This is a genomic window from Mesorhizobium ventifaucium (genome assembly GCF_935822925.1).
In the GTDB taxonomy this organism is placed as follows: Bacteria; Pseudomonadota; Alphaproteobacteria; order Rhizobiales; family Rhizobiaceae; genus Mesorhizobium; species Mesorhizobium ventifaucium.
On sequence record NZ_CAKXZS010000034.1, the window covers coordinates 1 to 13,173 of the forward strand.

Consider the following 13,173-nt stretch of genomic DNA (forward strand, 5'->3'; position numbering starts at 1 on the left):
AACCTGAGCGTCCGACGCTCTAGGTGTTCGAACTTGAGGTGCTGCCAGCTTCTGAATCAACGCCAGGAAGCTTCCCTCCGCGCGAAGCTGGCAGTCAGATCGCGAGAGCAGCCCAAACGACAGTCGGCGCCGGGATTTCTCCCAGCGCCTCCCTGTCAGATCAGGACACGGTCGCGGCAGCAACTTCCGTAAAGACGTCGCGCGATGCCGGCCTTGATGTTGACGGTCCTGCCAGCCGCCGCCCGAGGGCAGCGTCCGTTCTGGACCTCGCCAGTCTCCACCCTTGCGAGCTTCGGCCAGCGCCATCGAAGGTTTTGCCGTCCTTCATGGCAGCATCGGTCCGCCGTAGGCGTTCGCACGCTTTCCGCGGCCCCGTAGGTCTCGGTCCTCAAAACAGGCAAGCCTGCCTTCGTTCGGGGCCGTACGGGCCTCAGGAAATCTGCCGTTTCGCTTTGCCTTTCGGCTTGGCAATCGGTAGCCGCCTGAGATGGGTTTAATCTACGCCGAGTAAGCGTTTGGCGAAACGGCTGCGAGCCTGTGGATAGCGGGATTATCGGGGACCAGGGCCTGCATCGGAGCGTTTTTTGACGGGATGCGGGGCGGCACACGCCCAATCTGCGGCGAGCCGCAGGATCACACATTCTGCCCTTGCCCCACACTGCGCCGCGGGCTTCAATGCCGGCGAAGGATTTTAGGACAGCAGTGTCGTTGCTGTCCCGGGGAGGACATTCTTGAAGGTCGGGGTGGTTCTCAATCCGATTGCCGGCGGCGGCTGGCTCAAGCGGCATTGGCCCGAGGCCAGCGCTTCGCTTAGGCAACATTTCGGCGATTTCGAGATGCGCGAGACGCAGGCGACCGGCGATGCCGAACGCCTGGCGCTGGTCCTTGCCGCCAGCGGCTTCGACCTGGTGATCGCGGCGGGCGGCGACGGCACCGCCAGCGAAGTCGCCGACGGGCTGCTGCAGGCGTTTGCGGAAACCGGCCGGACGGCCGAGCTCGGCCTGCTGCCTTGCGGCGCCGGCATCGATTTCGCCCGCGGGCTCGGCCTGTCTGGCGAGGTCGACCTGACGCTGAAGCGCATCGCCGGTGCCACGGCCCGCAAGGTCGATGCCGGCCGCATCTCCTATGTCGACGATCATGGCGCGCTGGCCAGCCGCCATTTCATCAACATCGCCAGCCTCGGTCTGTCGGGCGCCACCGACCGCGCGGTCAACGCCGACAAGCGCAAGGGCAATGTGTCGGCCAAGGCGCTGTTCTACTGGCGCACCGTGTGGGAATTCATGCGCTACCGGTTCCAGGACGTCGTGATCACCGTCGACGACGGCGTCCCGATCGAGGCGCGCGTGGCGCTGGTGGCGGTGGCCAACGGAAGATTCTTCGGCGCCGGCATGATGATCGCGCCCGATGCCGAACTGGACGACGGGCAGTTCGACATCGTCATCCTGCGCGCGGCTGGCAAGCTGAAGCTGATCTGGGATATCCGTCTGCTCTATGGCGGCCGGCATCGCAACCACCCGGCGATCACCATTTTGCGCGGCAGGAAAGTCGTTGTCGAACCGCTGGGCGATGTGCAAAAGAACGGCGCCCCGGTCGACATAGACGGCGAGTCGCCGGGGCGTATACCGGCAACCTTCGAGATCCTGCCCGGCGCGCTGACGCTGAGGTATTGAATCAAGGTGTTGAGACTTTGGTTCCGGTCGCTTCGATCGTGATTCCGGCGATCAAGCCAATATGCTGGAATCGCGTGACAATTACCTGATGGCTGAGATCGAGCTTGGCTGTGAACCCGGTGACCGATGAACGCGTGGCTCTCGCGCGCGCTCACGGCACCAACGGCGTCTGCATCATCTGCAGATGCAGGTCCGTGCCGGTCCAGGGATATGCCTCGCAGACGGCTTCGTCGAGCTCGACGCCGAGGCCTGGCTCTTTCGATGGAATGACGTTGCCGTCCTGCCATTCGATCTTCTTCTTCAGCAGCTTCTCGTGAAAGCCGTCCCATTGCTTCAGCGATTCCAGGATGAGGAAGTTGGGCAAGGTCACGGCAAGCTGGATGTTGGCCGCACCGACGATCGGCCCGCAATAGCAGTGCGGGGCGATCTGGATGTGATAGGCCTCGGCCATGGCGGCGATCTTCTTGGTTTCGAGAATGCCGCCGGACCGGCCAAGGTCGGGCTGCAGAATGGTCGCGGCGCGGTTCTCGATGACGCGGGCGAATTCGAATTTGGTCGTCAGCCGTTCGCCGGTGGCGATCGGGATCGACGTGCCGCGCGCCACTTGGCCCATCACTTCGGGCATATCGGGCGGAACCGGCTCCTCGAACCACAGCGGGTCGTAACGTTCGATGGCGCGTGCCATGCGCAGCGCGCCCGATGCGGTGAACTGGCCATGCGTGCCGAACAGGATGTCGGCCCTTGTGCCGACCGCCTCGCGGATCGCCTTGATCATGCGGGCGGAGAGATCGATGTCGACGAGACGCGGCTGGTGACCGTCAAAGGCGGTGTAGGGGCCGGCCGGATCGAGCTTGACGGCATTAAAACCCTGCTCGACATATTCGAGCGCGCATTCGGCCGCCAGGTCGGGGTCGTTGTAGACGTTCTTGCCGCGGGCGTCTTCCGAATGGACGCTGCCGCTGTGCGGATAGAGGTAAGTATAGGAACGCAGCGTTTCGTTAACCTGCCCGCCGAGCAGCTTGTAGACCGGCTTGCCGGCCTCCTTGCCGATGATGTCCCAGCAGGCGATTTCGAGCGCCGAAAAACAGCCCATGCCGGACACGTCGGGGCGCTGGGTGAAGCCCGACGAATAGGCGCGGCGGAAGAAGTTCTCGATGTCGTGCGGATCGCGGCCGATGAGATAGCGTTCGGCCATGTCCTCGATCATTTTCGCGGTGACGTGGGCGGAGAAGGTGGCGTTGTAGGCCTCGCCATAGCCGACGACGCAGCCGTCGGTGGTGAGCTTGACGAAGATGAAATACTTGCCGCCGATACCGGGCGGCGGATTGCCGACCACCCAGGTTTTTACGTCGGTGATTTTCATTTTTGATCCTCCAGAACCAGTTCGGCGCCCTTCCATCCGGTCATGATCGAGGCGGCGTTGGTGTTGCCGGTGATGTTATCGGGAAAGATCGAGGCGTCGATGACCCGCAAGCCTTCGAGGCCGTGAAGCCGCAGGCGCGGGTCGACGACGGCGGCGGTGGCGTCCGGTCCCATGCGGCAGGTCGAGACCGGGTGGTAGACGGTGCCCGAGCGTTTCCTGAAATCCTGAATGAGATCCGCGTCGGAGGTGATTGACGGGCCCGGCAACACCTCTTCCTCGATGATATCGACCATCGCCGGCATGGCGGCGATCTTCCGGATGAACTTCACCGCCGCCAGCATTTCGGCGACGTCCGGTTCGGTCGAAAAGGCGTTGGCGACGATCTTCGGGTAATCGCGCGGATTGGCGGAGCGGATCATGATCTCGCCACGGCTCGATGGACGGCAGTTGGACAGGCCGATGGAAAAGCCCGGCCACGGATCTGGGGTCAGGATCGGGCGCTCGCCGCTCTTCGGAATGACGGTCGAGAACGCCTGGAAATAGAGCTGCATGTTGGGCCGCGAAAGCGCGGGGTCGGTGCGGAAAAAGCCGCCGGCATTGTTCATCGAGAGCGACAGCGGGCCGGAGCGCATCAGCATGTATTGCATGCCGACCATGAGCTTGCCCCACCACGGACGCAGGATCTGGTTTAGCGTCGGCAGCCTGCCCCTGAAGGTGTAGTTGATGCCGACATGGTCCTGCAGGTTTGCCCCGACATTTTTGTTGGCATGGACGACGGCAATGCCGAGAGCGCCGAGCAGGGCCGACGGGCCGACCCCGGAAAGCTGCAGCAATTGCGGCGAGTTGATCGAGCCGCCCGACAGGATGATCTCGCGGCCGGCGCGGGCGGTTTTCGTCTCACCATTTTGGAGATACTCGATGCCGACGGCGCGCTTGCCCTCGAACAGGATCCTGGTCGCCAGCGCATTGATCTCGACGCGGAGGTTTTTGCGCTTCATCGCCGGGCGCAGGAAGGCGCGGGCGGCCGACATGCGGCGGCCGTTTTTGGTGGTGATCTGATAGATGCCGGCGCCTTCCTGGGAGGCGCCGTTGAAATCCGGGTTGAACGGCAGGCCGGCCTGATTGGCGGCCGCCAGATAGCGCTTGGTCAGCGGATGGACCGAGGTCGAGCAGTCGGTGATGTGCAGCGGACCGCCAACCGCGCGCCATCGATCGGCGCCGGCCTGATTGTCCTCGATCGCCTTGAAGACGGGCAGCAGGTCGTCGAAGCCCCAGCCGGGATTGCCCGCGTCACGCCAAGCGTCGAAATCCTCGCGCGCGCCGCGGATCCAGACCATGGCGTTGATCGAGCTAGAGCCGCCGAGCAGCTTGCCGCGCGGCCAGTGGTCGACATTGCCGGCGAGGCCGGGGTCCGGCTCGGTCTTGTAGTTCCAGTTGACCGCCGGGTCGAAGAAGGTCTTGCCGTAGCCGAGCGGCATCTGCACGTAAAAACGCCGGTCGGTGCCGCCGGCCTCGAGCACCAGCACCGAAAAGCGGCCCGAGGCCGAAAGTCTTTCGGCCACAACCGAGCCGGCCGAGCCGGAGCCAACGATGATGAAATCATAGGTCTGCATGATGGTTGCGGCCGGCTCCGAATTCTCACTCAACCTAGACGCCGCGAGCCGCCGCGATCACCGGAGCTTCCGGCATCGCCTGTGAAAAAAGCGACCGGCGCTTGGTTTGCATTTGGCGTCCTGCCCGAAGCGGCCTTTGCCTCGTGGCCAAGCGGTCCAGCATTACACGCCATCATCAACATTTTGCTTGAAATCATAACGCATCATCGGGCGGGATGGCACCCTGCGAGCGACGACCCTGAACCCGGCGCGAGCGAAGGTGGAGGCGTATCCGCTGCCGGAAGCGCTCGGCGATACGTCTGCATCAAAAGGATAGGCTTCAAGCGCATGGGCGTTTGCGCGCCTTGCAGCGTCCAGCGCCGCTGCGATCAGGTGAGATGTGATGCCTTGCCGGCGGTATGCTTTTCGCACGTAGAGGCAGGACAGGGACCAGACCGGCGCGTCACCCGCTTGAGTTGCCACAGCCGATCGAGCCAGGGCACCGCATTTCGCGGCGTCACCTGGCACCACCCGACAGCAGTGTCGCCGTCGAAAGCGAGTACGCCTGGAGGCGGACCATGCTCGACGGCTTGCCGGAACGCAGCCTTGTTTTCCTCGCCTGGTCGCTTTCGATAAGAACTGCCGATCCGCCCGTACATGCACCAACAACGACTGCAGACGGCGCTCTCACCGAACAGCTCCTCGAGTGCGGGCCAAAAATCTGATGTCAGGGGGCGAGAGGTAAGATTCATGTCAGCTGCCTTCCTCAACTCACTATGCGCAGTTTAGCACTTTGGCAGTGCGCGTTGACGCATCGGTGCCATCCCGATACGGGATCGGGAGAAGATCGATATCGAGGGGATTTGGCGCATGGTGCATTACGCGGATGGGCGGCCGATTGGCGATCTGACGCTGAGGACCTTGGCCATGCCTTCGGACGCCAATGCGGCGGGCGACATTTTTGGCGGCTGGGTGATGGCGCAAATGGACCTGGCCTGCGGCATCCGCGCCGCCGAGCGCGCCAAAGGCCGCGTGGTGACGGCGGCGGTGAAGGAAATGTCGTTCGCCAAAGCGATGAAGATCGGCGACACGCTGTGCATCTATACGCATGTCGAGCGCGTCGGCCGCACCTCGATGACGCTCAAGGTCGAGGCATGGGCGCAGCGCTACCTCTCCGATCTGATGGAGAAGGTCACCCACGCCGACTTCGTCATGGTGGCGCTGGACGGCGAAGGCAAGCCGAAGGCTGTTCCGGCGGAAAGCTGACCGGCTGGATGCAATCAAACGGCAACGCCGCTGCCACGCTCTCGCAAGGAGACGGGATCAGCGATGCTGTGCGATGCTTTTCATATTCGCGTTCGCACATTTTCGTGACCATGTTTGGCAGGCATGGGGAAAAGACAATGCGTCAACGATTGCTGAACGGCGCATTGGCAGGCGTGCTTGCAGCCTTGTTCTGCCTGATGGCCGCGACCGCCTGAGCGAGGTCAAACGAGACGAGGCTGCAGCCAGTTGCGGCTCCGAAAACCGCACCCTCAAGCGGCAAGTGCGCCAGGTGCGAAATCTGCCTGCGACGACGTAGACGCCGGCGCGAGAACCGTGAGCAATTGCGGCAAAGGGGGCGGCCTGCGCCATCGACAGCAAGGTGGTAAATCGGATCCCGAAATCGAAGTGGAGTCGGAACCCTCTGCGGGCCGGAACGCAGATGCAGCCGTAGAATTCGTCTACGTTACGCGCCGTGCGCAAACACCCTTGCGGCGCAAGAGTTTCAGGCATGAATCTCGTCGAACCTCGCGCGCGCGGCCTTGACCCGCTCGGTGTTCTTGCGCGCCCATTCGCCGAGCGCGCCGACCGGCACAAGCAGCTCGTAGCCAAGGTCGGTCAGCTCATAGTCGACGCGCGGCGGAATGGTCGGAAACACGGTGCGGGTGACGAAGCCGTCGCGCTCCAGCCCGCGCAATGTGGTGGTCAGCATCTTTTGCGAAATGCCGCCGACGGCACTGCGCAATTCGTTGAAGCGCAACGGCCCGTCACCGAGCTTGCCGACGACGAGCACGGTCCATTTGTCGCCGACGCGCTGCAGGATTTCCGAGATGGCGCGGCAGTCCTCGGTGCGGTGCGGGTGCCTTGGTATCAAAAAGGTGCCTCCTTGCGCCTCGTCGGCGCAGTCACTCATATAGCTCAGGTATCTAAACGATACCAGAAATTCGCCTGAAGGAGAGCCTCCCAAATGTCCAAACCCAAAATCGCCATTGTCGTCGGTTCGACCCGCGCCGCACGCTTCGCCGACGTTCCGACCCAGTGGATCGCCAAGATCGCCAGGTCGCATGCCGACATCGACGTGGAAGTGGTCGACCTGCGCGACTTCCCGCTGCCGTTCTTCGACGAGGTCGCTTCGTCCGCCTGGGCGCCGTCGCAGAATGAAGTGGCAAAGCGCTGGCAGAAGAAGGTCGCCGAGTTCGACGGCTTCATCTTCACCGCCGCCGAATACAATCATGGCCCGACCGCCGTGCTGAAGAACGCGATCGACTACGCCGCCAATGAATGGAACAAGAAGCCGGCCGGCTTCGTCGGCTATGGCAGCGTCGGCGGCGCGCGTGCCGTCGAGCAGCTCAGATTGCATGCCGTCGAGCTGCAGATGGCGCCGGTCAAGTCGGCAGTCCATATTGCCTGGGCCGATTTCCTCGCCGTCAGGCAAGGTGAAAAGAAGCTCGAGGAGCTCGAGCACCTGAACCAGGCGGCGGCCGCACTGGTCAACGACGTTGCATGGTGGGCCAAAGTGCTGAAGGCGGCGCGTCAGGCCGACGCGGTGGCCGAAGAAGTCAAGGCGGCCTGAACCGCAGGCCAGAACAATCCTCCCAAGGATTCCGGGGCGGCGCTTGCGTCCCCAAGTATTTCCCCTCCAATTATGGTTGTAGGAATTTGGCTGAGCGACAAACAGCGTGGTCGCATCTGAGCGGGATCGTGTGATGCCGGAGAACTCAGGCAAACTAGATCCGCCCATTCGCAGAAGCGGCCGAAAATGCTTTTATGCCAATCTGCAACAGGTTACATTTCGCCCCATTAACGTGGAAGTCAGGATTAAAAATGGCGCCTGCCCGACACCGTCGGCAACTTGCCGCGATCCTGAGCATCGACATGAGGCAGTACAGCTGGTTCATGTCGCTGGACGAGTCATCAACCCACGAAATCACCAAATCCGGTCTCCGACGCTTCGAGAAATTGCTCAAGCAGCACGCCGGTCAAATAATTGGCCATGCGGGCGACGGCATGATTACGAAGCTGAACAGCGCAATCGACGCTGTTGAGCTCGCAGTTGGTTTCCAAGAGCATATGCAAGCCGACCCCTTGCCAATATCTGAGGTCGGGCTCGCTCGATTCAGAATTGGTATCCACGTGGCGGACGTAATCAGTGACGGCGGACGGATCCATGGCACCGGAGTCAATATCGCAAAAAGGCTGGAAAGCCTCGCAGATCCGGGCGGCATTCTTGTTTCCCGTTCAGTTTACGATCAAGTCAAGGACAAGAACAAATACGAACTTGAATATCTCGGGCCCCTCCATCTCAAGAATATTTCCCAATCTACCACCGCCTACCGCCTGTTCTCGAAAAAGAACGGTACAATGCTCCGGCCCACCGTTCGTGAAGCCGCAAACCCTCTACCTGTTCCTACTCGGAAGTCCATAGCCGTGCTTCCATTCAAGGATGTCAGCCCTAACCAAGATCAGGTTTATTTTTGCAGCAGCTTGAGTGACGAGGTAACATCAAATCTCGCTCGGTTCCATGACCTATTCGTGATATCGTACAGGTCGTCATCCATCTTCAAGGGTCTCGACGTTCCGGCTGAATCCATTGGGCGGGACCTTGGCGTCGAGTACATTTTGCAGGGAAGCGTAAACAAATCCGGGAACCGTCTTCGTGTTGTCAATCAACTGATCGAGACCAAGCTCGGCAGCCATGTTTGGTCTGAGCGATTTGACAGCGATATCACGAACATTTTCGACATTCAGGACCACGTTACGCAGATGCTGTGCGTCCGCCTGGCCGTCCAAGTCGAAGGCAATGAGCTCGCTCGGAACAGAACCAAGGAAACGCAGGACCTCGAAGCTTACGGACTGATCCTTAATGCCCAAGAAAGTCTGTTTGCGTATACCAAGCAGGGCAATCAAGCGGCCAGGTCCCTCTGCGAAAGGGCCATAAGCCGGGACCCGGAGTATGCCCGTGCCTACGCAGCGCTGTCCCGAACCCACATATATGACTGGCGCTATCTATGGTCAGATAGCCCAAGCGACTCATTCGACAAGGCTCTCGAAGCAGCCAAAACTGCCGTTCGGCTGGACGAAGGCGATGCGCGCGGCTATGCCGAACTCGGCTTCGTACACCTCTGGTCGAAGGAAATAGAGGTAGCTGTTGATCTTTACAGGCGGGCTCTGCTGTTGAATCCGAACAGCGCTGATATCATGGCCGAGTTGGCGGATGCTTTGGGTTACGCCGGCCGCCTGGAGGAAGCGGAGAGCCTGATAAAGTCGGCGATGAGGCTGAATCCTTACTACCCTGACTGGTACTTGTGGTATCTCGCCGACATTTACTATGGCATGAGGCGGTTCCGGGATGTCATCTCGTCAATTGCCAAAATGCGGGACCGCCGCGAGGGTTACCGTCTCCTGGCGGCAGCTCATGCCATGCTTGGCGAGGAGGAACAGGCGAGACTTTTTGCGGGCCAGGTTTTGCTGAGGCAGCCCAATTTTTCGGTAACCCGCTGGGTGGAAATACAACCTGAAGCAGACACTGTCAGCAGTCAGCTTTTGGCCGAGGGACTGTTGAAAGCGGGTCTTCCCGCTTAAAGAAAATCGCGTCGAACCGTGCTTCTTCGCAAGGTGGCAATGACAAACTATTCGTGCTAGGCTTTTAGTCGTATTTGCAACTTTTGTAACCTTGGACGGGACGGTCATGGCGACGAGCTACCAGAAGCCCGGAATAATCTTGATCTTTGATCAAGAGGTTTGGTATCAACCTGTAAAGCAGTACAGCGACCTCAAAGCTGAGATAGACAATATCAAGAGCGCGCTCGTCGACCCTGCAAATCAGCAAAGAGTGCTCAAGACAGCTGTTCAATTGCAGACACTGGATGAACTTGAGCTTCTTAAGGTTGAAAAAGACGACATCCGGGATTTGTTGCTGGGCGGAGTGACGATTCGTCCTACGGGAAAGTAACGGCTCCCCTTGCTTCTCACGCGGTCTTGCTTGCGCAACGGTTTGGAAGAAGTAAGCATTGCTTCATCGGCCCTGATAGCCGGACTGTCAGCCGAGTCGCATAAGGTTTTTCGGGACGGCGGCCGACGGGCCGTTACTCCCGAACAGACGATCGCTCGGATTTCGCCTTTCCTTGGCCAAATTGGCGTCACGCGTGTCGCTAATATCACGGGGTTGGACCGTATCGGAATCCCTGTGGTGGCCGTTTGCCGGCCAAACTCCCGCTCACTGGCGGTTTACCAAGGGAAAGGTGCCACGCTCGCTGCTGCCAGAGCGTCGGGGCTGATGGAGTCCCTTGAGCGCTACCACGCCGAGTTTGCCCGGGTACCAGAGTTGGTCGCGTCCTATGAATCCATTCGCAAATCGGCAAGTGCCGTGGATGTGAAGAAGCTGCCCAAAAGAGAAGGTTCGACCTTTCATGCGGACCTCCGACGAGGCTGGATTCAGGGTATAAATTTGTTGGACCGAATGCCTGTTTGGGTTCCGCACGAGATTGTACACTACGCAACAGCAGGCGAGTTTGGCGAAGATCGATACTTTCAGACCAGCAGCACAGGGCTTGCGGCGGGAAACAGCTATTCAGAAGCCGTCTTGCACGGCATGTGCGAGGCGATAGAGCGCGACTGCTCGACACTTTGGCGGTTGCGCAATCCTGCTGTGCAGCAACTGTCACGCATTGACTTGGCCTCAGTCAGCGATCCGCGCTGCTTGACTCTGATCGAAAAGCTCAAAGCAGCCGGATTGGGGGTCGCTGCGTGGGAAACCACCACCGAAATCGGAGTAGCTAGTTTCGTTTGCCGTATCGCGGAGCCCGAAAGCTCGGGTCCGTCGCCTTATGAATTCACCGATGCTGCCGGCTGCCATCCCTCTAAAGAGGTTGCGCTGGCACGAGCCATACTGGAAGCGGCCCAAGGACGGGCAACGGCAATCTCGGGAGCGCGCGACGATTTATTTGACGATTATTATGAACCCGTGGGCCGGGCTTTGGCCGAAAAGCTTCACAACGACTTGCTTTCAGGTCAATGTTTCAGGTCTTTTCAACACACTCCATCATTTGACGGCGACATAATCGAATCCGACGTCTCCTACGTCCTCGGGAAGCTTGCAGCGGCCGGCATTCAGGACGTTGTTGCAGTTTGCCTGACGAGGAGCGACTTCCGGATACCGGTCGTCCGCATCATCATCCCCGAACTGGAAGACGGTGAGCTCAACGACTGCTATTCACCACGCGGCCGCGCGATTCGCGCCTATAGGGGGAGGTCGTGAAGCCGGTCGTCTTTGTGGGGCCCACCGTGGACGTCCGGACCGCCCTCGCCCTATTGAAAGCAGAATACAGGTCCCCCGCCCGGCAGGGGGACATCCTGCGCAGTGTTCTGGACGGTGTCCCGGCCATCGGCCTGATAGACGGCTATTTTGAGCGTGTTCCCTCAGTCTGGCACAAGGAGATTCTTGTCGCCCTCGCCAGGGGCACTCATGTTTACGGTTCTTCAAGCATGGGGGCGCTCCGGGCTTCGGAGCTTCACAGTTTTGGCATGAGAGGCGTTGGTAAGGTCTTCCAAAGCTACCAAGAAGGGAGAATCGAGGACGACGACGAAGTCGCTATTCAGCACGCACCGCCAGAACTCGGCTACGCCCCATTGTCAGAAGCCATGGTCAACATCAGGGCGACTCTGACGGCAGCATTGGAGGCAAAGGTTATAGGAGCGGCCTTGGCCGCCAGCCTCACTCGAATTGCGAAGCAAACCCATTACAAGAACAGGTCATATGAGAACCTTATCCGGCATGGAAGGGAGAACGGTCTCAGTATTGACTGTCTGTCGCGGTTTGAGTCGTGGCTCGGAAATGGGAAGGTGGATCAAAAGAGATTGGATGCCTTGGAATTGCTGAAAGAAATGGCGAAAGACCAAAAACGCGACTTCCGCGTCCGCTCACTGCCGCCAGTTGTGGTTGAAAGAAGTCTCTCGTGCCAAACGCTGCTCGAGTCGCTTGGAAAGAGGAATTAGTCGGCCGTGGACAAAGCCGGCGGCGGCCAAGATGGCGTTGACGGCGTCCCTGCTTGCCGGCGAGATAGCTGCGGCCCATCCGGTGCTCGGCCTTGATGTGGCTCGATCGCTGAGCGGCGGCGCATCTGGCGCTTGATGGCTGGGGTGATACGGCGTTTCTAGCCGCTGGTGAAAACCCTGAACTTGTGGCTCTCCGGTGCGTTGTGGCCGCGAATAGCCGGCGTCGGCGAGAACGCGGCTGATCTCGTTGCCGATGGTCTTTTCCATGTCAGGAATGATCGCTGCGAGCGTGTGGCCGTCATAGGGATTGCCGGGCAGTGCTTTCGCGTGCAGGGCGAACTGGCCGCCTTTTGAGCGCTGCAGCGAGTAGCCAGCGAGACCTTCACCCCAAACTCGTAGGGCGCATGCTCAATCCTTGCCGTTCACTGGATCAGGGCCGGTCGATCGTCACATCGGTGACGTCGATGGTGATTGGCAGCAATGGGCATGGCCAGGCGTCCGAAACAATCTACCACCGTCGTCGCAATTTCTTCGGCACGGCAGCAGCTTCGTGACGGCATCGCTTCAAAAACAGGGCGCCACTGCTGGCGCAAGGAACAAGAGGACAAACGACATGGGTATTTCCGCGAACGGGACAGCTCTCGTGACAAGCGCGTCCTCAGGCATCGGCGCGATTTACGCCGATCGGCTGGCGCGCCGAGGTGATGATCTGTTCAGCAAGAACTGTCGAGCGCGCTCTGTCGCAAGCTGGCAGATTGCTCTCACCACAGGAGAGCATTCAAGGGGTGACGGGTCAGCTAGCAGTCGGGCCCGTTCCAGAAGTTCCTGCGCGAGTGCCTAGGACACATTATCTACACGTAATATATAACCTAGCCGATTTCGAAGAAATGGGACATAGTTGAGGAGCATATGATCTCTTGTTCATGAATCCGGGCGAGTCGCCCGCCAGCGATTGGAGATATGTCATGGCAGCCAATTGGGATCCTATTCAGACTCTTAACTCCGGCCGGGTCGAGTGGCCGAAGGGTGATATCGATATCACAGACCTCCCCGCAGGCAATTTTGTCCCCAGGTGGGTCGACGCCTGGGTTGTGCAGGGGGGAGGCATGGGCGCAGGACAGATCTTGGAGGGCCCAAGTCAAAGCACTAGCCACAGCTCATATTGGTCACCTTGGGTGCCGCCGTATAATCGCTGGACTGCAGACACGGCGGGGTGGGTAATGGGAACCTTCCAGGCCGGGCAGCCGGCATTGGGAATCTCGGTCCTGGCGTGGCGCGATAGCAACACAGG

The 13,173-nt window shown here is 60.1% G+C and carries 12 protein-coding genes and 2 pseudogenes; 9 read left to right on the plus strand and 5 right to left on the minus strand.

Features of this window, described 5'->3' with window-relative positions:
• Nucleotides 1–731: 731 nt before the first annotated feature.
• Nucleotides 732–1,670, plus strand: a complete 939-nt coding sequence (locus tag NMG70_RS25485) for a diacylglycerol/lipid kinase family protein (protein WP_254027082.1) — start codon at nucleotides 732–734, stop codon at nucleotides 1,668–1,670.
• A gap of 151 nt (nucleotides 1,671–1,821) precedes the next feature.
• Here the strand turns inward: NMG70_RS25485 and NMG70_RS25490 are convergent, their stop codons facing one another.
• The 3 genes from NMG70_RS25490 to NMG70_RS33050 all read right to left on the minus strand — a co-directional run bounded on the left by NMG70_RS25490 (nucleotide 1,822) and on the right by NMG70_RS33050 (nucleotide 5,288).
• On the minus strand, nucleotides 1,822–3,033 hold the full coding sequence (locus NMG70_RS25490) for a mandelate racemase/muconate lactonizing enzyme family protein (protein WP_254027083.1): 1,212 nt from the start codon (nucleotides 3,031–3,033) through the stop codon (nucleotides 1,822–1,824).
• On the minus strand, nucleotides 3,030–4,646 hold the full coding sequence (locus NMG70_RS25495; protein ID WP_254027350.1) for a GMC family oxidoreductase: 1,617 nt from the start codon (nucleotides 4,644–4,646) through the stop codon (nucleotides 3,030–3,032). The genes NMG70_RS25490 and NMG70_RS25495 overlap by 4 nt, the downstream gene beginning before the upstream one ends.
• Nucleotides 4,647–4,808: 162 nt before the next feature.
• Nucleotides 4,809–5,288: a GNAT family N-acetyltransferase gene (locus NMG70_RS33050; RefSeq protein ID WP_436798465.1), complete on the minus strand. Its 480-nt coding sequence runs from the start codon at nucleotides 5,286–5,288 to the stop codon at nucleotides 4,809–4,811.
• A gap of 207 nt (nucleotides 5,289–5,495) precedes the next feature.
• Here NMG70_RS33050 and NMG70_RS25505 point away from each other — a divergent pair, with 207 nt between their 5' ends.
• Together NMG70_RS25505 and NMG70_RS25510 are read left to right on the plus strand one after the other, a co-directional pair.
• Nucleotides 5,496–5,891 carry an acyl-CoA thioesterase gene (locus tag NMG70_RS25505; protein WP_027151084.1) on the plus strand — a complete coding sequence of 132 codons (396 nt, stop codon included), beginning with the start codon at nucleotides 5,496–5,498 and terminating at the stop codon, nucleotides 5,889–5,891.
• Nucleotides 5,892–5,964: 73 nt separating this feature from the next.
• Entirely contained in the window at nucleotides 5,965–6,207 is a 243-nt protein-coding gene (locus tag NMG70_RS25510) for a hypothetical protein (RefSeq protein WP_254027085.1), read from the plus strand.
• 186 nt (nucleotides 6,208–6,393) lie between these two features.
• On the opposite strand, the gene NMG70_RS25515 is transcribed toward NMG70_RS25510, so the two are convergent.
• Nucleotides 6,394–6,762 carry a winged helix-turn-helix transcriptional regulator gene (locus NMG70_RS25515; protein WP_167378795.1) on the minus strand — a complete coding sequence of 123 codons (369 nt, stop codon included), beginning with the start codon at nucleotides 6,760–6,762 and terminating at the stop codon, nucleotides 6,394–6,396.
• A 93-nt stretch (nucleotides 6,763–6,855) separates the two neighbouring features.
• Between NMG70_RS25515 and NMG70_RS25520 the strand changes: the two genes are divergently transcribed.
• From NMG70_RS25520 to NMG70_RS25540, 5 genes are all read left to right on the plus strand, one after another.
• Nucleotides 6,856–7,461, plus strand: coding sequence for an NADPH-dependent FMN reductase (locus NMG70_RS25520; protein ID WP_254027086.1), 606 nt, complete (start codon nucleotides 6,856–6,858; stop codon nucleotides 7,459–7,461).
• A gap of 251 nt (nucleotides 7,462–7,712) precedes the next feature.
• Nucleotides 7,713–9,470, plus strand: a complete 1,758-nt coding sequence (locus NMG70_RS25525; RefSeq protein ID WP_254027087.1) for an adenylate/guanylate cyclase domain-containing protein — start codon at nucleotides 7,713–7,715, stop codon at nucleotides 9,468–9,470.
• 106 nt (nucleotides 9,471–9,576) lie between these two features.
• Complete coding sequence (locus tag NMG70_RS25530) at nucleotides 9,577–9,840, plus strand: hypothetical protein (protein ID WP_254027088.1); 264 nt, start codon at nucleotides 9,577–9,579, stop codon at nucleotides 9,838–9,840.
• A 30-nt stretch (nucleotides 9,841–9,870) separates the two neighbouring features.
• Nucleotides 9,871–11,145 (plus strand): YcaO-like family protein, encoded by a 1,275-nt coding sequence (locus NMG70_RS25535; protein ID WP_254027089.1) that lies wholly within the window; start codon nucleotides 9,871–9,873, stop codon nucleotides 11,143–11,145.
• Nucleotides 11,142–11,882 (plus strand): TfuA-like protein, encoded by a 741-nt coding sequence (locus tag NMG70_RS25540; protein ID WP_254027090.1) that lies wholly within the window; start codon nucleotides 11,142–11,144, stop codon nucleotides 11,880–11,882. Before NMG70_RS25535 ends, NMG70_RS25540 begins: the two co-directional genes overlap by 4 nt.
• Here the strand turns inward: NMG70_RS25540 and NMG70_RS25545 are convergent.
• A pseudogene (locus NMG70_RS25545) lies at nucleotides 11,808–12,289 on the minus strand (IS5/IS1182 family transposase); the annotation flags it as partial. The gene NMG70_RS25540 and the pseudogene NMG70_RS25545 sit on opposite strands and share 75 nt — an antisense overlap.
• A gap of 206 nt (nucleotides 12,290–12,495) precedes the next feature.
• Here NMG70_RS25545 and NMG70_RS25550 point away from each other — a divergent pair.
• Nucleotides 12,496–12,594 (plus strand): annotated as a pseudogene (locus NMG70_RS25550) (SDR family NAD(P)-dependent oxidoreductase); the annotation flags it as partial.
• Nucleotides 12,595–13,173 lie beyond the last annotated feature (579 nt).

Coding starts and splice junctions, on each gene's coding strand:
- NMG70_RS25490 (WP_254027083.1), bottom strand. CDS start 3,033: ATGAAAATCACCGACGTAAAAACCTGGGTGGTCGGCAATCCGCCGCCC.
- NMG70_RS25495 (WP_254027350.1), bottom strand. CDS start 4,646: ATGCAGACCTATGATTTCATCATCGTTGGCTCCGGCTCGGCCGGCTCG.
- NMG70_RS25520 (WP_254027086.1), top strand. CDS start 6,856: ATGTCCAAACCCAAAATCGCCATTGTCGTCGGTTCGACCCGCGCCGCA.
- NMG70_RS25525 (WP_254027087.1), top strand. CDS start 7,713: ATGGCGCCTGCCCGACACCGTCGGCAACTTGCCGCGATCCTGAGCATC.
- NMG70_RS25530 (WP_254027088.1), top strand. CDS start 9,577: ATGGCGACGAGCTACCAGAAGCCCGGAATAATCTTGATCTTTGATCAA.
- NMG70_RS25510 (WP_254027085.1), top strand. CDS start 5,965: ATGCTTTTCATATTCGCGTTCGCACATTTTCGTGACCATGTTTGGCAG.
- NMG70_RS25505 (WP_027151084.1), top strand. CDS start 5,496: ATGGTGCATTACGCGGATGGGCGGCCGATTGGCGATCTGACGCTGAGG.